Annotated in this window: 17 protein-coding genes; 15 read left to right on the top strand and 2 right to left on the bottom strand. The window is 49.7% G+C overall.

Annotated elements, in window-relative coordinates:
• Positions 1 to 2: 2 nt before the first annotated feature.
• Positions 3 to 824 (top strand): HAD-IIB family hydrolase, encoded by an 822-nt coding sequence (locus JUE30_RS08500; protein ID WP_203624485.1) that lies wholly within the window; start codon positions 3 to 5, stop codon positions 822 to 824.
• A gap of 148 nt (positions 825 to 972) precedes the next feature.
• Here the strand turns inward: JUE30_RS08500 and JUE30_RS08495 are convergent, their stop codons facing one another.
• Positions 973 to 1,560, bottom strand: a complete 588-nt coding sequence (locus tag JUE30_RS08495; protein WP_203624484.1) for a TetR/AcrR family transcriptional regulator — start codon at positions 1,558 to 1,560, stop codon at positions 973 to 975.
• 165 nt (positions 1,561 to 1,725) lie between these two features.
• Here JUE30_RS08495 and JUE30_RS08490 point away from each other — a divergent pair, with 165 nt between their 5' ends.
• The 14 genes from JUE30_RS08490 (at position 1,726) to JUE30_RS08425 (ending at position 18,223) form a co-directional block, all read left to right on the top strand.
• Positions 1,726 to 5,058 (top strand): MMPL family transporter, encoded by a 3,333-nt coding sequence (locus tag JUE30_RS08490; protein WP_203624483.1) that lies wholly within the window; start codon positions 1,726 to 1,728, stop codon positions 5,056 to 5,058.
• 67 nt (positions 5,059 to 5,125) lie between these two features.
• On the top strand, positions 5,126 to 5,698 hold the full coding sequence (locus tag JUE30_RS08485; protein WP_203624482.1) for a TIGR00730 family Rossman fold protein: 573 nt from the start codon (positions 5,126 to 5,128) through the stop codon (positions 5,696 to 5,698).
• 1,838 nt (positions 5,699 to 7,536) lie between these two features.
• Positions 7,537 to 8,211 carry a hypothetical protein gene (locus JUE30_RS08480; RefSeq protein ID WP_203624481.1) on the top strand — a complete coding sequence of 225 codons (675 nt, stop codon included), beginning with the start codon at positions 7,537 to 7,539 and terminating at the stop codon, positions 8,209 to 8,211.
• 193 nt (positions 8,212 to 8,404) lie between these two features.
• Positions 8,405 to 8,746 (top strand): hypothetical protein, encoded by a 342-nt coding sequence (locus tag JUE30_RS08475; RefSeq protein ID WP_203624480.1) that lies wholly within the window; start codon positions 8,405 to 8,407, stop codon positions 8,744 to 8,746.
• Positions 8,747 to 9,414: 668 nt separating this feature from the next.
• Entirely contained in the window at positions 9,415 to 9,984 is a 570-nt protein-coding gene (locus tag JUE30_RS08470) for a hypothetical protein (protein ID WP_203624479.1), read from the top strand.
• A gap of 64 nt (positions 9,985 to 10,048) precedes the next feature.
• Positions 10,049 to 10,246 carry a hypothetical protein gene (locus JUE30_RS08465; RefSeq protein WP_203624478.1) on the top strand — a complete coding sequence of 66 codons (198 nt, stop codon included), beginning with the start codon at positions 10,049 to 10,051 and terminating at the stop codon, positions 10,244 to 10,246.
• Positions 10,247 to 10,382: 136 nt separating this feature from the next.
• Positions 10,383 to 11,051, top strand: a complete 669-nt coding sequence (locus JUE30_RS08460) for a hypothetical protein (protein WP_203624477.1) — start codon at positions 10,383 to 10,385, stop codon at positions 11,049 to 11,051.
• 34 nt (positions 11,052 to 11,085) lie between these two features.
• Positions 11,086 to 11,445, top strand: coding sequence for a single-stranded DNA-binding protein (locus JUE30_RS08455; protein WP_203624476.1), 360 nt, complete (start codon positions 11,086 to 11,088; stop codon positions 11,443 to 11,445).
• A complete protein-coding gene (locus JUE30_RS11345) occupies positions 11,429 to 11,977 on the top strand; it encodes an HNH endonuclease (protein WP_203624475.1) in 549 nt (182 codons plus the stop codon). The genes JUE30_RS08455 and JUE30_RS11345 overlap by 17 nt, the downstream gene beginning before the upstream one ends.
• A gap of 687 nt (positions 11,978 to 12,664) precedes the next feature.
• Positions 12,665 to 13,141 carry a phage terminase small subunit P27 family gene (locus tag JUE30_RS08445; protein ID WP_203624474.1) on the top strand — a complete coding sequence of 159 codons (477 nt, stop codon included), beginning with the start codon at positions 12,665 to 12,667 and terminating at the stop codon, positions 13,139 to 13,141.
• Positions 13,138 to 15,033 (top strand): terminase TerL endonuclease subunit, encoded by a 1,896-nt coding sequence (locus tag JUE30_RS08440; RefSeq protein ID WP_203624473.1) that lies wholly within the window; start codon positions 13,138 to 13,140, stop codon positions 15,031 to 15,033. The genes JUE30_RS08445 and JUE30_RS08440 overlap by 4 nt, the downstream gene beginning before the upstream one ends.
• A gap of 124 nt (positions 15,034 to 15,157) precedes the next feature.
• Positions 15,158 to 15,343: a DUF1056 family protein gene (locus JUE30_RS08435; protein ID WP_203624472.1), complete on the top strand. Its 186-nt coding sequence runs from the start codon at positions 15,158 to 15,160 to the stop codon at positions 15,341 to 15,343.
• Complete coding sequence (locus JUE30_RS08430; protein ID WP_203624471.1) at positions 15,343 to 16,455, top strand: phage portal protein; 1,113 nt, start codon at positions 15,343 to 15,345, stop codon at positions 16,453 to 16,455. The genes JUE30_RS08435 and JUE30_RS08430 overlap by 1 nt, the downstream gene beginning before the upstream one ends.
• Positions 16,448 to 18,223: a phage major capsid protein gene (locus JUE30_RS08425; RefSeq protein WP_203624470.1), complete on the top strand. Its 1,776-nt coding sequence runs from the start codon at positions 16,448 to 16,450 to the stop codon at positions 18,221 to 18,223. Before JUE30_RS08430 ends, JUE30_RS08425 begins: the two co-directional genes overlap by 8 nt.
• 218 nt (positions 18,224 to 18,441) lie before the next feature.
• Here JUE30_RS08425 and JUE30_RS08420 read toward each other — a convergent pair.
• Positions 18,442 to 19,851: IS1380 family transposase (locus JUE30_RS08420; RefSeq protein WP_203624469.1), on the bottom strand; the 1,410-nt coding region annotated here is incomplete at its 5' end.

Here is a 19,851-nt window from a genome sequence, read left to right as displayed (position 1 = left end):
GTATGACACCAGTGAAACTGATTGCCAGTGACTTAGATCGCACGTTGCTGCTGGATGACAGCAGTCTGCCAGCCGGCATTTTTGACCGGATCAAGGCGCTGCACGCGGCTGGCATCGAGTTTGTCGCCGCCAGCGGCCGGGGCGTTTACACCCTTGAAGACCTTTTCGCCCCGGTTCGCGAGCAGATGAGTTTTCTGGCCGAAAATGGCGGCGTCCTCAAGCACGCCGGCCAGGTGGTCGGGGCGACGTACCTCACGCCGGTTCAGGTGGCAGAGATCGTGAACTTTGTTCGCACTCAAGACAACGCGATCGCGATTGGCAACGGGCTGGACGCCACGTACCTTGATGCGCGTGAGCGGCAGTACCAACCGGCCCTCAGCAGCTTTATCACGCGCTTCAAGATTGCCCCTGATTTAGCCAAGCTGGATGCACCGCTGGCGAAGCTCTCGCTGTATTTCCCACACGGCGGCGCTTACGATGCCATCAAGCCGATTTACCAGCCGCGATTCGGCCAAGAATTGGCGCTGACCGTCGGCGGGCCGACCTTTATCGACGTCATGCCGAAAACGACCAATAAGGGGCACGGGCTGACTCAGCTTGGCGCGGTGCTGGGAATTGCGCCGGAAGCCATGATGGCCTTCGGGGACACCAACAACGACATTGAAATGATGCAAACGGTCGGTTATCCGGTACTCGTCGACAACGCCACCGAGAACATGTGGCAGTATGGCAAGTATCACACGAAAACTAACCAGCAGCGCGGCGTTCTGGCCGCAATCGACCGCGTCCTGGCAGGAGAGCTGCCGGCGCTCATCGACAAATAATAAAAGAGCAGGACATAACTGGGTAGTCGCGTTCCACAAGGCAACGCCCAAGCACACAAACGCCCCTGCACCGCGATTTTGAAAAACAAATCACGGTGCAGGGGCGTTTGTGCTTTGGGCTAAACCCGCTTTGTGTCTCAGCCTCTTTTTAGGCTAAGGCCTTGAGCATGGTTGGTGCGAGCAGCTCCTGCGCGTAAGCCTCGGCTGTTTTCAGTGAGACGTGATGGCCGGCCAGGAAGATCCATTCGAGGATCAACAGAACGGTGGTGCTGTAATGCTGCGCCACCAGCTCCATCGGCGTTTCGAGGCGCTTGGGCTGATCGCTGGCGGCCATGAGGTTTGAGAACACCCCAGTGAAGTAGTTAGTGAAGTTAAAGACGAGCGGCGAATCCAGCGGATTGTGGGCGACGACTTTGACCAGCAACTCTCTGTGCGTGTCGAACACGTTGTAGATCTGCGCGAACGCCTCCAGAAAGGTCTCGCTGCTTTTGGCGGCGGACAGCGAATCCAGCTTCACTTCTTGGCGCAGCCGATACCAGCAGTAGGTGAGCAAGTCGTACTTGTCATCAAAGTAGTTGTAAAACGTTGCGCGCGGGTAGTCGGCCTCCTGGCAGAGCTCATTGACGCTGATCTTGTCAAACGGCTTTTCGCCAAGCAAATTAAACATGGTTTCTGAAAACGCATACAGGGTTCGTTTAGCACCGCGCGTGAGTTTCTGGCTGGGATCGTATTTCATTTTCATGTGCTCCTTCAGTCTGCTTTCTGGACTATTTTCACCTATTGTCTAAATCCAGACGATAGGCCATTTATTGTCCCTTGTCTGACTTTCGACTGTACTTTATCATAGCCTTGAACGTTTGACAAGTGTCTAAAAGTATACAAGTGATTGAGGGGTTCTCACATGAAGAAATTTTTCGAACATCATGGTTTAGCGGCCATCACCTGGCTGATCGTCGTTGTGTTGGCGGTCGTGTTTATGCCCGATGTCAACGCCTTAGTGCGCGACAACGGTGCGGTAAAATTGCCAAGCAATGTCGAAAGCGAAGTTGCCACGCGCATCCAGAAAAAGGCGAATGGCAAACCAGTGCGCACCTACACGGCGGTTTTCTCAAACGGCAATCAGGCACTCACTGCGGCTCAGACCAAGCGTATTGATCGCACGCTGCACGACCTGAAAAGCGAGTCCGGGCTGCGCGTCAAGTCGGTGATGCGGCCCAACGATAACGCGGAAACGCGCAAGCAGCTGATTGCTAAGGACAAGACCACCCAGCTGGCGCAGATCACCGTTAAAGACGGCCCGCTGGTCAAGACACAAGTGGCCAAGCTGCGCGCTCAGCTGAAGGTCAAAGGGTTGAAGACGTATGTGACCGGTGCCGATGCCTTAAATGACGACTTCACCAACGTCACGGAAAAAGGCATTCAAAAAACCGAGATCATCGCGATCATCTTTATCTTTATCGTCCTGATCATCGTGTTCCGCTCGCCCATTGTCCCAGTGTTATCACTGGTCAACGTTGGGGTCGCCTTTATCACCAGCTTGAGTGTGGTGATGAACCTAGCGAAATACGTGAACTTCCCAATTTCCAACTTCACTCAGGTCTTCATGGTCATCGTGCTGTTTGGGATCGGCACGGATTACAACATCCTGCTTTACGATTACTTCAAGGGTCAGCTGGCCAAAGGCAAGTCTGCGCTTGAGGCGACCCGGGCGACTCGGCGCCACGGCGGCCGCACCGTGTTGTACTCCGGGGTCTCAGTGCTGATTGGCTTTTCTGTGTTGTGGCTGGCGAAGTTCTCCTTCTACCAAAGTGCTTCAGCAGTTGCAATCGGGGTGCTGGTGCTGCTGCCAGTGCTATTGACCTTGAACATGTTCTTCATGGCCACTTTGGGGGCCAGGATGTTCTGGCCGAGCAAGATCGATGGCGCTGAAACCTCCAGCAAGCTGTGGTATGGCCTGTCTCGCGCCTCGATGAGCAAGCCCGCGCTGTGGCTGGCAGCCATCGCGGTCCTGGCGGTCCCGTTTACCCTGGCCATGATGAATGCCAAGGAGAGTTTCAATAACGCAGAAGAAGTGCCAAGCACCTACCAGTCCAAACAGGGCTACCTGGTGATTGAAGACCACTTCTCCAAGGGAATGACCGAGCCGGCGACGGTGTACATTCAAAGCAAGACGCCGCTGGACACGCCGGCCAAACTGGCTGCCGTCGACGAACTCACCCAGTACCTGCAAAAAGAACCTGGGGTCAAAACGGTGGCTTCGGTCACGGAACCTGGTGGCAGCAAGCTGGATCAAATGTACCTGCGCTCGCAGTTGAATACCATCACGAAGGGCCTCAAGACTTCCGAAAAGGGCTTAGCCACAATTAAGTCCGGGCTCAGCGGCGCAAGCACCCAAATGAAGGCCGCCAATGTGTCCGGCAGCATGGGCCAAGTCCAGCAGCTGGCCGATGGGACTGATCAGCTGCAAAGCAAGATGCAGGAGATGCAGGCTGGCCTGAGTACGTACACGGCCGGCGTCAATGCGGCGAACACCGGCGCTCAAAGCCTGAGCAAAGGGGTTTCGGCCGTGAATACCGGGACGCAAGCCTTGAATCGCAGTGCTGGCCAGCTGGCGAGCGGCGCAAGTCAACTCAGTCAAGGCGCGCAGGCGGTCAATGCCGGCGTCGCTCAAACGAATGCCGGTGCCGCTAGCTTGAGTCAGTACGCCGGTCAAGTCGCCGGCGGCACCAGCCAGCTTAACGCCAGTGTGCAAAGCCTCACGCAAGGCGCCGCCGGGATGAGTACGCAGCTGACCGCCCTTCAAAGCAGTTTGAAGGCGTATCAGGCCCAGGCCCAGCAGCTGGTGGCTTATCTGAACAGTCAACCTGGCCAAGGTCAGGCCATGGGCAGTCAAACTGCCACGGCGCTCAGCCAGCTGAATGCCGGCTTAACGCAAATTAACGGCGGCACTGCGGCCCTGCAAAATGGCATGACCGAAGCCAGCCGCGATGTGCCAACGTTAAATAATGGTGCCGCGCAGCTGGCCAGTGGGGCAGCTGCGCTCAGCCGCGGGACGGGGACCTTGAGTCAAGGCACGCAGAAGTTGGCCGCCAACCTGGCCGCGTTGAGCCTTGGCACCAACCAAGCCGTCAGCGGCATTGGCACATTAGCCGATGGCACCAGCCAGGCGGCGGCCGGCGCGTCGACTTTAGCCGGCGGAACCGGCAAGTTAGCGGCTAATAGCGCCACCTTGAATAGTGGCGCCGGCCAGCTGACCGCTGGCTCTCAGCAGGTCAATGCCGGCGTGCAGGAGCTGAACACCAAGCTTCAGCAGATGAGCGGCCAGCTGACCAAGCTGGAAGATGGGTTAGGGTCTGCGACCGATGGGTTATCAGCCTTGGAAAAAGGGTCAAACTCCATGGATCAGTACCTGACTGAGCTTCAAGGGTCGTACATGGGCAACCAGTTCTACCTGCCTAAGGCCTCGATCCATTCCAAGGCCTTTAAGCCGGCACTTGATGCTTACATGTATGACAACAACAAAATCACTACCATGACCATCGTGCTGAAAGGCGATCCGAACTCCGATCAGACAGACAAGCGCTTTGGCGTCTTGCAGCGTGATTTGGCGGCCAAGGTCAAGCACAGCAGCCTCGCTGGCACCACCGTCGCGATTGGCGGCCAAACCGCTCAGAATCACGACCTGCGCAGCCTTGCGAACGGCGACTTCCTGCGCACCGCCTCGATCATGGTGATTGGGATCTTCATTGCGCTGATTTTCGTTACCGAGTCCGTGCTGCAACCGATCACGATCCTCGGGACTTTGATCACTGCTTATGTCGCCTCAATGGGCATGACGCGGCTGCTGTCCAATGTTGTGTTGGGTCGGCCGCTGCTCAGCTGGAACACGCCGTTCTTCACGTTCATCATGCTGATGGCCCTTGGCGTCGACTACAGTATCTTCCTGATGGTTCGCTTCCGCGATGGGCGTCAGGAACCTGACATTCGCATCCGGATGCTGAAGGCGGCCACGACCATCGGGGCAGTCGTCCTGTCCGCGGCGGTGATCCTGGGCGGCACATTTGCGGCCCTGATGCCTAGTGGCGTCACCACGCTGATTCAAGTCGCGCTGGGCGTCATCATCGGCCTGATTTTACTGGTCATCTTGCTGCCGATCACGATGTCGGCACTGGTCAGCTTGAACGAGTGGCACAACGAGCGTGAGCACAAGGCGCCAGATCAAGACGAAGACTAATGTTTGACAGGACCCGCAGGCTTAATGACTGTGGGTTTTGTGGTATTCTGGCAGCGGAGGTGGCGCAATGAGAAAAATGGCGGTGTATTGTGGGGCCTATTCAGGCGGCCCAGTCTATGAGCAGGCGGCCCGTGAACTGGGCGAGTGGCTGGTCGCAAACCAGTTTGAGTTAGTGTACGGCGGCGGTGGCGTCGGCCTGATGAAGACGCTGGCCGAGGCCGTGCTCTCGGCCGGCGGCACGGTGCACGGTGTGATGCCGGAGAATCTGTATGCGCGCGGCGCGGCCCTGGCCGGATTACAGAACCTTGAGGTCGTTTCGGACATGGCGGCGCGCAAGAAGCGAATGCTGGCTTTGGCGGACGCCTGCGTGGCGCTGCCTGGCGGGGCCGGCACGCTGGAGGAGATCAGCGAGGCCTTCTCCTGGGCGCGGGTGGGCGATAACGCCAGTCCCTGTGCGTTTTACAACGTGGCGCATTATTACGATTCCCTGGCGGTCTTTTACGATGAAATGGTCGAAAAAGGGTTCCTGTCCGCGGCGGATCGCAGTAAACTGCTGTTCACGGCGGACTTAAGCGTCCTTGGGCAGTTCATCGACCACTACACGCCGCCGGTTCTTCGCACCTACCCCAAACAGGGCTGAACTTGACCAGCAGGTGGGGCGTGCTATACTTAAAATAATTGAATCGGTGATGAGAAAAAGCGTCGCAGGCCATGGGCCATGCAGCGAGCAGGGGGTAGTGAAAGCCCTGCCGGCCGAGCTGCGACGGGCGTTTTCGAGCCATGTTTAAGTAAGGGCAAGTCTCTGACTTGAAGTAGGGTGGAACCGCGCGTCTAAGCCAAGTGCCACCGTTTTCACCGCCTAAAGACCGTTAAATCAGGCTGTTATGAGCCTGTTTTCACCCAATTATCACATGTTTTCATGACTTTTTTCACCTCGCGTAAGACATGACAGAGGACATCAGATAGCACCATTTGTAAGCTAATAAAATAACATTACCGCCAGCAGGCTAGTACCCCTATGATGATCCATAGGGGTACTTTTTTTGTACGCCACGTGAGTATGCCACGAGTACGCCACGCGGTATGACCAGCAGTTACACCCGCTGGTGAGAAAAAGGCGATATTGCGTGTAGTTATACCAAACAGAGTTAAAGCGGCTTAAAACGCCAGTATGAGCCTTTCAGGGGTACTCACGCGGTAACACCACGAGGGAATGCAGGCTTACCCCACGGCGGTAACAGCCACGATTGCTATCCACATGGGTAACGCCTTTCGCGACTATACGCCGTGGGTAAATAAGCGCATATAAGCGTGTTTAAGACCGCCGATAAGTTATACCGAATGTGCTTAAAACAGCTTAGAACGCACGTATGAGCCTCCTATGGGTACTGTGTGGTCATACAGCCGGCTGAACACGCGGCGGGGGGGGGACGGCGGCGTGTACATGCATATAGTGAAAAGGTGAGCAAGACACAGACAACCTACTAATACCGCCATTTTGCAGTCCCATCGAGGTACGCCATAGTAATACTGTGGTAATGCTTATGGTAATACCTAGGCTTACTTATGGTAATACTGTGGTATATACAACAGTCTCATGTCGCTACGCTCCATTCGGATACTGTTAAGGGCGTATTGTGCTAATGGTATCCATAGGGGTATACGCTTTTCAGCTTAAAACCAGTAATACCTTAGCTTACTTATGGTAATACTTTAGCTTACTTTTCATCACAGAAGCGAAGCGTAAGGATTTGGCATTTTGTGCGCATCGGTTTTTGATGACGCACCGTTGCTGAAGCTGATCACAGCTTCATGGGGCACCGCTTGAGCGTAGCGAAAGTGGGGCGATAGCCGTTGAGCGTAGCGAAACTGGTTACTGTCTAGTTACTGTAAGACATAAGCTATCATTAAGCTATACAGACCAGAGGGCTTTCGCCCTCGGCTTGTTCCAGGCCTTCACCTAACAAGCTGAAATCAGCTTGAGCATTAACCTTGCGCTTGCGCTTCAGGTTATCAAAACCTTCGCTCTTTGAGCGTGTTAAGACCAGTACCCCAGCTTTACGCCTCTTTACGCCTGTGGTGAGACTTTGAGCGATAGAGAGAAGCCAAAGGGCGTATTACTAGGTTTAACTCAGGTGTGAGAGCGAAGAGCGGTACGCTATTTGCACGCACATACTAAGTAACTTATAGTGACTGCAAAATGGACTGATTAAGCGCTTCCAATGCCGTCATATAGGCGTTTAGGGGGCGTTTTTTGCTGTCGGAGCAAAAACACACTTTTTGGGACGCAATTTGACCCTAGTGGGACATGAAATGTCCCTATAATGTTAAGAAAAGGTTAAGGTATTAAAAAAAGGCCCAAAACGTCGTTGATTTGTGCATGTCTATGCTATTATTATATGTGAAGGCAAAGTTGACAGAACTTATCAAGTTTACGTTAACACAGCAATCAAAAAATTGCAATCTGGGAGTAAGATTTTGAAAAAAGTTGTAAAATGGGAAGATAAACTGGACGAATTAGCCGTTCAGACTAAGCATAACAGGCGTAACACAAAGGGTAAGACTAGTCTCTACATGCTGACACAGTCAATCAACATGAAAAAGTTTGGTCTTAATGAAAGTTACAATCGCAACGTCAAGGTTATAAGCGGCAAAAACTATACGACAAACACAGTTAACGCTTTTCTTAACATCGTCAACGATATTAAGACGCTGCCAACCTTTCTTCACATGTTCTACCCAGAGATAAGTCAGCGATTAGATTACCAATCCGCGTGTTACCTTGCCGGAGCTAACCTAGACAAGCTAGACTATTCGTTGAAGCACGATAGGGTAGTAAAGTCCGTGCTTAAACCAATAAATAAGTATGACCCACTCAGAGATGACAAAAAATTGCTATGCGAAGTTTACCGTTCATTACAGCTGATGGCCATTAATCAGGTGACAGGTGAACAATTGGGCAAACAGCCTGGGCGTGTGTTCATTCTCCATAGCAAGGACGTTATTAATTTGCTTGCAAAAACAGGCGTGTCTAGAGATCGCGTCCGTAACGCCATAGTGTTCCTTAGAGTCGCCGGCGCTATTCACCTTTCGACCCCTGAGGAACTAACCGCTGAAGGGCCTGCGTTATACTGTCGTCAACCGCGGCGGTAAAGACATTTTGACCCACCATGTGTACACACTTGGAGACTTTTCCGGCACAGATTGGTCACTACTGGCGGACAACTTTAATATCAATTTGTCAACGCGGCCGTCCAAAGCAATTATCAATTCACTGTTAGGCGAAGACGTAACGCGCGACTACTTTCCCGATCTTCGTGGCGGGGCCGGACGGTCAGAGATACAGATGTTCAACGCAATCATGGAGACGCGGGGGCAGATAAACCAGCCACTGATGACCGTGAAAACAGCCGCAGACACAATTTCTGCGATGGCAAGCGTTGAGGACAGGTCAGCTAGGGCGTACACGGACCAGCTGTGCCAGGTCAAGGCTTTGGAAATGGAAAAAATGAGCAAGTCTACGGCAGCACGACTTGGCTATGTAATGGACAACTACCAGCAGGCTAAATCTGCTGAAAAGCTGCTGGTTCCAACCACTGCTCAGGCACTGAGACTCTGCCTTGAAAAGGTCGCGCTAGACAATGATGACCTGCGTGGTCAGCTTAGGACGATGATGAAGGGTAAGTAAAATGGTGGTAAGTTAGGCAGAAGAATAGATAGTGAATAAACAGCAGGGGGCGGTCAGTGATGGCCGCCTTTTTTGCTGTCACAGTTGGAAATGTGACAGGTGTGACAGGCTGTGACAGCTTAACGCCTACTCTCCCAAGGGATACAGCGATTTGTCACAGTGTCACACCTAAATTCCCAACACTTTCGGATAGTAGGGGGTAACGTATACTGCTATGGCACACAGCTCTCTACCCCACACGATTTGTCTTTGTTTGAAATAAAGGTGTGACAAGTGTGACAAGATTGGTATAGCAAGGGTCAAAGCCTTGTGGGAGTAGCGAGTTAATGCCATTAACCTTGTCACAGATTTGTCACAGTCTGTCACACGTAACTGCTGTATGTCTTGGGAGAGTAGTAGTTAGAAGGTGTGACAGACTTAGAAAAGTGGGGGTATACCAATTTGCACGATTGTATGCCTCCGTTAAGTTAAGCCGCCGGTAAACCAGCCGGTAAGTCAGCAAATATTACATTTGTGTTACATATCGATAAAACGGTCAAAATTAGCGTTTTTTTCTTTTGTGAATGCCATATTAGTGTATGTAAAGCGATAGCTAACGACTAAACCGTTTAAACTATCAAAGCGTTGTATAATTAAGTAGCAGGACAAGACAAAGAGGAGAAATAAAAATGGCAAACTATACAGAAGCGTTAATGACAGCACCTAAAAGCGGTATTACAACGACTTATCTATTCAAGCTGGCAAACACACATGCATCATGGCGTCCCTGCGGTGCCCCTTTCTCGCATTACATGGCAAGCTACACCGGCGTTATCCGGCGTGGTAGCGATGGTAAGCCGCTGACCACGCATTTAAACAACGGCGGTTACAGCGTGGTTAGCGTTCTTCGCGATGACGGCCACCAGACAACAACTACCGTGTCCCGTCTCACCGCATTGGCATGGCGAATGAATCCGCTGGGCCTAAGCGACTGTGACCACCGCGATGACGATTCCGCCAACAATTCTGCCAGCAATCTGCAATGGCTATCCCACCGGGACAACTTGCGTAAGCGCAGTATAAAATCTGGCAAGCACCCAGTGATTTCCATTGATATTAGCACAGGTGACCGCGTGAAGTACCCGTCGATTAGCGCAGCCGCTGAGTACTGCGGCGTCAGCTATCCCACGGTTCGCGGCATTTGCAGAGGCGAGTATACGTTGCCATCAGCTAGTGGTTATAACTTTATTTTCGCTTAATCCAAAAAAGTCTAAAATACTCCCAATTATAAAATATCACAAATCAAATAGGAAGTAAATGCAAATGAAAAAAGTAAGAATCGACGTTCCAAATCTGCTGTACGCCGGCGGTATCACCCTGACAATTTTAGTCGCCAGTCATATCCTGCCAGTCGACTGGTCAAGCCTGTTCGATTATTGGATTCTGGCCTGTACTTACGGCATCGTCTCAACGATTACAACCGGTGTTATAGACGAGGTTAAACGCGAAAATGATAAATAGTCAGACGATAGCGTGCCTAACGACATGGCCAGCGTTCCAGTCGAACAGTAAGCAATTGGCGCGCGAGCTGAACATTAGCCGTCCTGACGCTAGTCACGAGCTATTAATAGAGCTATTAGACCATCGGCTTACGACAATGACAGACGAAGACATACAGCGCGCTATAAGCACTGACGACAATCAGTTTAAGGCAAAAATGAAATATGCCCGCAAGGATTTAACACGGAGAGCTAGGCATGAGGCAGAAGTTGAGACTGAAAAGGCGCAGCGGTTATCTCCATCTGTCAACGATGGCTTCATCCGGCTTGACCCTAGCCAACGCTCAGAAGATGATTTACAGCAAGTAATAGCGCTATTACCATCATTATTCACCAATAGTCAGACGAGGGCATGGATAGCCAGTTTGTTAACCAAAGGTAAGTTACAGACGATGACAGACTTTGGACAAGATGACAAACAGTTTAACAGCAAGCTCCGGAAGGTGGTTGCGTACTGTCATAGCCACCCGACGAGGACGCAGGGATTAATGGCAAGCAGACAAGATGGCAGGCTACAAAAAGAGTTAGGCATATTGCGCGAGTTCATAATCATGATTGAGAATGGCGCTGATGACAATGAGCTAGGCAAGTGGGTATATGACCACAAAGACACAGCCGTGATTAATGAGCTGGTAGACACGCCAGGCATTCATTATCAGGTCTGGGTAATGAACGACTTTGCCCACAGTGGGCATGACAAGTACGTGCTGGTAAACAGGGCTTACAAGCGTCAGGCAGAGTTAAACAAGCTTTTAGCGGACAGATAAACAACAGTGTATATAGGAAGAAAGAGGTATACATATGAACAGTGTAAATATGATAGGCAGGTTAGCACTGGACACAAAGGTTGGCAATGGCGTAGCTACAAATTTGTTGGCGATTAAAAGAATCTATAAGTCAGCAGACGGTGAAGACAGTGACTTTGTCCCAGTTAGTTCCTTTGGTAAGACCGCTGAGGTGATGCGTAAATATTGCGCCAAAGGTGACCGCGTGGGAATTAGCGGCAGGATTAAGACTAGCACTTACCAAGACAAGAATGGCGTAACCCAGCACGGCTTTGAAGTGACTGTTGAACACATCTTCTTGCTAAGCAATAGTAAGCAGTCCCACGAGGATAACAAGACGGCAATTACGGTGACCGATAATGACCTACCGTTCTAATCGTAAGCATAAGAAAATAGTGCACGAATGTGGTGAGCCATTGTGCCATAAGATTGTGTCAGTCTCAAAGCGGTATTGTGACGCTCATCAGCAACAGCATGAGGCGGCATGGCAGGAAAAGAAGGACGAATACCGGCGGTCAAAGTTAGGTCAAGCGATAAGGTCGCAGAAGGCTAAGCGCTACGATGACACAGAGCGAGACAAAGAGGCAGCAAAGTTTTACAACAGCAAGCAGTGGCGGTCTGTGCGTGACTATGTTTATGCCAGAGACATGGCAGTGTGTCAAAGCTGCGGCAACGTGGTGACAGATAGAAAGGTCATTGACCACATAATCCCACTGAGGATATGCGACAGTAAGCAAGCATTAGATAGTGCTAATCTGTGGACGTTATGCTACAGATGTCATACAAGGAAGACGTCACTTGAACAGATTATAAGCAAGCAAACACAAGGCGATAATAAGCTTAGACACTTGGACAGGAAATGGTGGGCGAAAGTCTTAAACGAAAAGAAAGAGGATTACATACAATGAAAGCAAGCGAGATTAGACATAGTGATGAGTATGCGCAAGGGGTCATATGGGAGGTAGACACGATAGAACATGTTATCCGCATGAACGCTAGCGAAGGCGATTATGATGATGTTTACTGGCAGGTAGACCAGCCAGTCGTCACAGATGTGTTATCGGCGCTATACAAAGACGGGTGGCAAGCGGAGATAGTACACCGACCAACAGTATCAGCAACGATTGTGGTTCACGTGGCGTACAGCGTGATGAGTTGCTAACTAAAGAGTAATGGACAAGGGGACTAGCCTAATGACTAGCCCTTTTGTATTGTAATGGAAAAACGGACGCCAACTTACGTTATATAAGTGAGGGATATAAAGACACAGTGAATAATTTATGTATAAATATTTAAAGCGAGTCTACGGACAAGATTATAAAATAACACAAGTAACAACAGCAATATCGCTGTAACCCCCGCCCCCGTAGGCTATAGCAGAACCGCACATAACAAAATGGCTCGCCGTCAAAAAATGTGTAGTTATTAAAATGTTTTAATAGGCTCACCCAGTGGGGTAAAAACGTTGATATATCGGCGTTTATAGCACTTACTGAAGTACAGCAAGTAAACACGTATGTTATTTCAATGAGGTAAGAAAAGGGCGACACAGCGGGGTTAACAGCGGATTAAGCAGAACTGGAGGTACAGCAGACATGGGTAGAAAGATGAAAATAACACAAGACCCTAAGGATAGAGCCGACCAGCGGCGCAGGACGGAAGAGTTGATGAATCAGACAAAGGACTGGCAGGCGTTACAAGCAACGCCACCAAGGTATCTGTCAGGTGTTGCCTACGCAGCATGGCATGAACTAGTCCCAATTCTAAATCAAACGGGGCTAGTCAAGCAGGGTGACAAGCAGATTGTAAGCAGTCTTTGTGAGCAGATAGCTGTTCGCCGTCAGGCATACGATGAGGTCATGAAGAGCGGCATAGTCTTGGCCAATGGCCGTAAGAACCCAGCGTGTCAGGTGTTAGATTCAGCTACAGCAAAGGTTAAGAGTTTGGCAGAATCATTAGGCTTATCTCCACAGGCGCGGGCAAGCCTGATGAATGTACAGGCAGATAGCCAAGAGGACAACACCGAAGATATTGTCGAAAAGTTACGGCAGGCAGGGAGTGAGCAATTTTGATTGAACAATTTGACCTTACCCAACCTGACGCTGACGTTGACAAGGCCTATAAAGAGCAGCTTAAATCAGGTGTTTACGACGCTGTTTCTGAAAAGTACCACGACCCCGGCACAGTGTATGCATTTCAAGTTCTTGAAGGTCAGATATTAGCTGGTAAAGACATAAAGTTGGCGGCGTTTAGACATTTGCAAGACTTAGCTCGTGCAGAAAGTAAGCAGTCTGACTTTAACTATAACTACGATTTAGACGCATGCCGAACAGTCTTAGCATTTGCAAGTCTATGCCCTGACCCCTCGGCCGGGGTGCCACTTCCCTTGGCCTTATGGCAAAAGGCATTATTGTGCTGGTCACAAGGGTGGCGAAATAGCAGTGGCGAGCGACGCTTTCACCGCGTTGTGTTTAGCGTTGGTAGAACTAATGGTAAGACTTACCTTACGGTTATACTTCTGTGTTACCAATATCTAATTGCTAGTGCCGGTCGTAGCAATCAGGATATGAGCTATATAGCACCGGTAAGCCAACAGTCAAAAAAAGGCTGGCGTTACGTTAAAAGCACTTTCAATCGGTTACGCCGTGAAGGATTTGGCGACCAAATGCGTCAGATGAAGGTGAAAATTGGCGAAGATTCCGTAAAGTCCAACACTAGTCAGAACCAGTTGCTTCGACTTTCTGATGAAAGTGGGCAGTTCGACAGCTACCATTTATCCTTCAGTGTACACGACGAGGTCGGCGACGATGGGCGTATTGGCCTGATTAAGCAAAACAATGGCAAAATCACATCAGGACAAGTACAGACGTTCGATAGCCAGAGCTGGAACATTAGCACAGCCTACCCAGATTCAACAAGTTCACTGTTATTAGACGAAAAGTTAATCAGACAGGCAATGCTACATGATGACAAGCGGGAATTGGACGACAATCTGATGGTGAATTACACGCAAGACTCGGAAGACGAAGTAGACAGCCCGGAGACGTGGGTTAAGTCCAACCCGTTGCTTCCCACAGCGGGCCAGACGATGCTAGACAGTATGATAAGCGAGCGCGACACAAAAAAAGCTGACGGAAGTATTAGCGAGTTCGTTAACAAAAACCTGAATATGTGGTTGCAGGTAAAAGAGAATCGCTTCTTGAATCCGCACGACATTCAGGCAGGGGTAACGGACAAACCGTTCGATATTGATGGTCGCACAGTTTACATTGGCTTTGACCTATCTAAGCTGAGCGATGATACCGCTATCTCATTTGTGTTTCCTTATCAAGAAAATAGGGAAGTTCACTATTATATCCAGCAACACAGTTGGGTCCCAACCAACCATACAAGTGGTAGTATCCAGCAGAAAGAAAAGTTAGATGGCATCAACTACCGGCAGGCAGAACAGCAGGGATATGCAACAATTGCCTCAAACAGATATGGCTACATAGATGAATCAGCCGTGGTAAATTGGCTAATGGACTATGTGGAGGTTCACCACCTCAGCGTTAAGTTCTTTATCTACGATGCGTGGGGCACCAGCGATGTGCTTGACGTTCTGGCCCAGCATGAGCCCTTTCCGCTAATGCCATTGAAACAGACCGCGCCAAAGCTGGATAAGCCTACTCACGAATTCGCAAAGGCGTTGCGTGAAGGCAGAGTTCACTACGATGATGACCCAGTTCTTCAGTATGCTTTGACTAATGCGATTTTGGTGGGGTCGTCAGCTGGTATAAAGGTAGACAAAGAGAAAGCCAGCAGCAAAATTGATGCGGTAGACGCGGTCATCGACGCATTTAGCAGGGCTATTTACGAGTTTAGCGACATTGACCCCGACTTTTCGACCGACAAGAAACTGTCACCCCTATCAGGTATGAGCGATGAAGAACGCCATAAATTCCTGATGAATGTAGGCTTTTAAAAGTCTATATAATTTTTTTCGCTGAAAGGTCAAAAAAGGTCAAAAAACGGACGCCAACTTACGTTATATATATGAGAGGTAAAAAGCTAATGAAAACAATAAGTAAACAAAAGGGGGTGGGCGCATGGAAAAACTGGAAACATTACGCCAGTGGCTACCGATGTTTCTATTCTCCGCGGGTGTAATCGCGATTGTGACAAGTCTATTCCTATTTAATGTCATCGTGGGTACGCTTGGCTTAGGTATCGCGCTGTTATTCTGCGGCTGGTTGCTCACGCCCACACCGTCAGCAAAAGGTGGTGGTAGGTAATGAGTATTTTTAATCCATATCTACGAATGCAACAGACACGTAGTATGACCATTCCATCAACAAACATGTCAAGCTTTATCATTGAGAATGGTATCGCCTTGCCAAACCATTTAGTCTCAGCTGAATATGCTCTCAAAAATGCCGACGTGTTCGCGGTTATAAATCTGCTTAGTTCAGACGTCGCCAGCTCTACAATAACTGCACCGGCGCCGTTTGCAAGCGTATTGCGCCAGCCTAGCCAATTGATTAGTGGGTATAACTTCTGGCAAAGCGTGACTGCGTCAATGCTACTGTCAGGTAATGCTTACGTGGTCATCAAGCGCGACGCCAGCAACATTCCGACAAGTTTAGAGTTGGTGCCAACTGGTTCGGTAAACGTTATCCTGGACGACAATTCATCCAGCTTAGCTTACCAAATCAACTATGCTGATAATCGCGGCAGTGTAAGCTATCCGTCGAGTAGCATGTTACACTTCCGGTTGCTTAGCACGGGTAGTAACCAAACTGACAGCTTGATAGGCATAAGCCCACTTCAATCGCTTGTTCAATCAGTGAATATGCAAGACTTTTCCGGTCAGCTAACGTTGTCAACCTTGAAAAATGCTATTAACCCAAGCGTCCGCATTAAGGTAAACGAGGGTGCTCTGAGCAGTGAAGAAAAGGAAGCCACCAGAAAGGCATTCGAGGTAGCTAACAGTGGGGTTAACGCCGGTCGACCATTGGTTGAAGACCAGCTATACAGTGTTGACACATTGCAGATTAACTCAGACGTCGCTAAATTTTTATCGACCCTGGACTTTGGTAAAACGGCGATTGCTGAGGCCTTTGGTGTTCCAGCTGCCTATTTGAACGGTCAAGGTGACCAGCAGAGTTCATTGGACATGACAAAGAGCCTATACCAGAACGCTCTGAGGCGCTATACGCAGCCGATTGAAGCTGAGCTAGGGCAAAAGTTGGGTGTTAACGTTGATTTTGATGAATCTGTTGCGGTTGACTCTGACAATAACATTTTGATTAACCAGATTCAGAAGCTACTGTCCGGCACTACGCCGGCTATCACCGCTGACCAAGCGCAAGCTATGTTGCTGAAACGAGGTGTTATAGATGGCTAACACAGACATTAGAACGTATTACGCCGAAATCACCCGTGATGACACCACTGGTCAGATGAAGCTGAGCGGATATGGCGCTATTTGGAACCAGCCATCACTAAAAGGCGACTTTATCGAGTATATCTCGCCGTCAGCACTTGATGGCGTTGATTTAAGCGGTGTGCTATTACTGTATGCACATGATTTTAATAACATTCTCGCAAGGGTAGACGCGAACACATTGACCCTAAAGGTTGACCAAAAAGGCTTGTACTTCGAGGCTCAACTTCCTGATACCACACTGGCACATGATGTATACAATAACATTATCGCTGGTAACGTCAAAGGCGTGTCAATTGGGTTCAACATTGCATCTGGTGGGGACAGTTGGGACTATCGCGCAGGTGAGACCATTCATACGATAACACAAATTGAACGGTTGAATGAGTTGTCACTAACGCCAATCCCAGCATACGCGCAGACGTCCGTTGAGGTACAGCGAGACTATCAAGCATTAAAGAACAATGGAGGTAAAGACATGGCAGATAAGCCAGAAGAAAAAGAAGAAGAACAAACTGCTGATGACAAAAAGCAGTCAATTGAAACAAAGGTTGTTATTGACAAGTCTAATGAAGAAAAGCGTGACGCTACACCCGATGAAACTACTGCTCAACCAACATCAGGTGATTTGGTCAGCATGATAGAAACATTGCAAGACGCTATTCAGTCACTAGGTCAGCAATTGGCAGACCAACAAGTGCCAACACAAGCTGATGATGACCAAGCTGTTGCTGATGATGACCCAGCTGATGACGAAGAAAAAGATGAAGATAAGCCAGCGGAAGACGTGGCTGATAATGAAAAGGGAGATAAAGAAGATATGTCTAAAAATTTAACTGAAGATAACGTAAAGACTGAGGAACAACGGGATTTTGAAGCCTTTTTGAAGACTGGTGAAATTAAGCGTGACGCTGCGGGGTTCGACTCCGCCACGGGTGAAGCAGTTATCCCGTCCCAAGTTCTTGACGTTATGGCGCAACCAAAAGACGCTGAACAACTTGGCGGTTACGTAACCAAAGTTCAAGTCTCCGCGCCAACCGGCAAGTTGCCTGTGATGCACAAGGCCAGTGCTCAATTGGTCAGCGCCGCAGAACTCGCCGTTAACCCACAACTGGCCAACGCAACGATTGACAAAGTTAACTATGACGTGCAAACTTTGCGCGGTTCTCTGCCAATCAGTCTAGAAATGACACAAGATTACCCGAACATTACTAGTTTGCTTACCCAATATGTTCAGGACATCAAGGACCAAACCGAACAACACAAGATTGGCGCTGTGTTGGCTACAGCTACACCCGTTGCCGCAACTAGCGTTGACGATGTCAAAGACGCGTTTAACCACGGTCTGACTAACTATGCTGACCGCATGTTTGTTGTATCTGAATCATTCTTTGCCGTGATTGATAAGCAAAAAGATGGCGAAGGCCGTTATCTTCTGCAAGATTCCATCACGTCTCCATCCGGCAAACAATTATTCGGTGCTCCGCTGGTAGTTGTTGCTGATGATGTGCTTGGCAAGGCCGGCGATACCGTTGCGTTCGTTGGCTCGGTAAAGAATTTCGTGCTTGAAGCAGTACGTGGCAACGTCAACCTCAGTTGGAGCCGCAATGAACAGTTTGAACAAGTTCTGCTTGCAGCTTTGCGTGCTGACTTCGAAAAAGCCGATGCCGCCGCGGGTAAATTCATCACCTTCACGCCTGCTACTACTGCCCCTGCATCCGGCAAGTAGTTTTAACAATAAGTAAGCAAATGGTCGCCTTAGAAAGCAAACAATAGGTCCTGGATTATTCACCTCGGTATTTGGGACATGAAATCGCATCTGGCCGGTCTGAAAGCAACGTTTGGAGCGTTGCGAATACTGACTGAGCGGAGAAGTTGGTGATCGATGCACCACGAACAGACCGACCCAGTTTTCGGCTCGACGCACGACCTATTCAGTTATTCAGTTCAGGTCGCCAACTGATGGACTTCGTCCATGAGACGACTAAACCAGTTCTTGTAAACATAGTTAGAAGCAAGATGAATCACCACACGACGGGCGTGCCAAGTAATCCTACCGGCGATGTGAAAGAGACTGAACCGTAGCGAGGAGATGGTTGAACGACGGTCTTCCGAGACAAAGAGCTGTTTAAAGAGCTGAACCAGGTTATAGGCAATACCGGTGATCAAGGCTCGTGCAGTGTTCCGTGCAAAAGTTGAGCTGTCTGTTTTGTCAAAGCCAAACCCGCATTTCAGCTCCTTAATTTGGTTTTCAGCATTGCCCCGCTGTCTATAGGTCTTGAACAAAGTCTCTGGAGCCTCGGAGGCCAGGCTGGTCACTACGAATGCGTGGTTCCAGGGAACTAGCTCATCTGCCGTATGAGTAGAACATACGATAACACGGCGAGCTTTACCCCATGACGCGGCCTGATACTTGAATTCGTGGTAGACGCATTTGCTCTCTTCATATTTTGGAGGGCAATTCACTAAGGCCGTTTCTGCCAGCTTCCCAAGCTTTGAATTTGCCTTGAGTCGAACCAAAAAGTCGACGCCATGTGTGTCGCACATCTCGTAAAATTTTGGCGCAGCAAACCCCGAATCGCCTCGAATGATGACGCTGGTGCTTTGAGGGAGCGCCGATAGGCGCGAAAAAGTTGTCTCGACGAACTTATCGGCTTCCTTGCCGGTGTACTCATTGCCAGGGCGCATCAAGGCGTCTAAGAGCAATTCGGACTCTTGATCAAATACAACCTGAGGGTGATATCCATAGGCCATATAGTGAGCGTTGAAGGCGGACCGTTCTTGATTACCGAAAGTATCACAATGCGTCGAGTCTATATCCAGCACGAAGCGGGATTGACCACTAAGACGGAAAGCCAAGGCGGCTACTTGCCAGATAAGCTTCCGAAAGTCATCTAGGTCGGCGTCTTCAAGGCGCTTGAAAAACCGTGAAAGTGAGGGCTGTGAGACTAGCCGAGAGCTACCCAAGGTGGCCACCAGTACGGGATCACGTTGCCAGTCATTGGCACTACTGTCATGTAAATACCCGGCAACGTCGAGCAACAATTTTTCCAAGAAGATGTCGATCATCGAGGCCTTCCAGAATCGTCGTTGGTCTGGTAACTTGAGGCACTGATTGGCAAGTTGCCTAAAGTTGATACGATGAAGAAACTCTTGGAACAAAACGAGCCCGGCGTCATTTGAAAGTTGACCGCCGTCGGCGGTCACAGTCACATTGGTATTGCATTGCAGGGATAAGCTGGTTAAAGTTGAGATGGTGTGAAGCCTCGCTTTCGTGATGGTTTTTGTCGACTCAACCTTAGCATATAGGCGCACCCAATGGGTGAAACACCAAAGCAGCGCAGTCCCGTGTGAATC

This window comes from Lacticaseibacillus sp. 866-1, from assembly GCF_016861825.1.
Classification (GTDB): Bacteria; Bacillota; Bacilli; order Lactobacillales; family Lactobacillaceae; genus Lacticaseibacillus.
The sequence above is the reverse complement of the archived record's forward strand: the minus strand, read 5'-3'. Positions and strand labels throughout refer to the sequence as shown.

Bases quoted from the DNA above. Each gene is read 5' to 3' on its own strand.
- JUE30_RS11345 (WP_203624475.1), top strand. From the start codon at position 11,429: ATGACCTACCGTTCTAATCGTAAGCATAAGAAAATAGTGCACGAATGT.
- JUE30_RS08495 (WP_203624484.1), bottom strand. From the start codon at position 1,560: ATGAAATACGATCCCAGCCAGAAACTCACGCGCGGTGCTAAACGAACC.
- JUE30_RS08470 (WP_203624479.1), top strand. From the start codon at position 9,415: ATGGCAAACTATACAGAAGCGTTAATGACAGCACCTAAAAGCGGTATT.
- JUE30_RS08465 (WP_203624478.1), top strand. From the start codon at position 10,049: ATGAAAAAAGTAAGAATCGACGTTCCAAATCTGCTGTACGCCGGCGGT.
- JUE30_RS08445 (WP_203624474.1), top strand. From the start codon at position 12,665: ATGGGTAGAAAGATGAAAATAACACAAGACCCTAAGGATAGAGCCGAC.
- JUE30_RS08490 (WP_203624483.1), top strand. From the start codon at position 1,726: ATGAAGAAATTTTTCGAACATCATGGTTTAGCGGCCATCACCTGGCTG.
- JUE30_RS08475 (WP_203624480.1), top strand. From the start codon at position 8,405: ATGTTCAACGCAATCATGGAGACGCGGGGGCAGATAAACCAGCCACTG.
- JUE30_RS08485 (WP_203624482.1), top strand. From the start codon at position 5,126: ATGAGAAAAATGGCGGTGTATTGTGGGGCCTATTCAGGCGGCCCAGTC.
- JUE30_RS08435 (WP_203624472.1), top strand. From the start codon at position 15,158: ATGGAAAAACTGGAAACATTACGCCAGTGGCTACCGATGTTTCTATTC.
- JUE30_RS08430 (WP_203624471.1), top strand. From the start codon at position 15,343: ATGAGTATTTTTAATCCATATCTACGAATGCAACAGACACGTAGTATG.
- JUE30_RS08500 (WP_203624485.1), top strand. From the start codon at position 3: ATGACACCAGTGAAACTGATTGCCAGTGACTTAGATCGCACGTTGCTG.
- JUE30_RS08460 (WP_203624477.1), top strand. From the start codon at position 10,383: ATGACAGACGAAGACATACAGCGCGCTATAAGCACTGACGACAATCAG.
- JUE30_RS08425 (WP_203624470.1), top strand. From the start codon at position 16,448: ATGGCTAACACAGACATTAGAACGTATTACGCCGAAATCACCCGTGAT.
- JUE30_RS08455 (WP_203624476.1), top strand. From the start codon at position 11,086: ATGAACAGTGTAAATATGATAGGCAGGTTAGCACTGGACACAAAGGTT.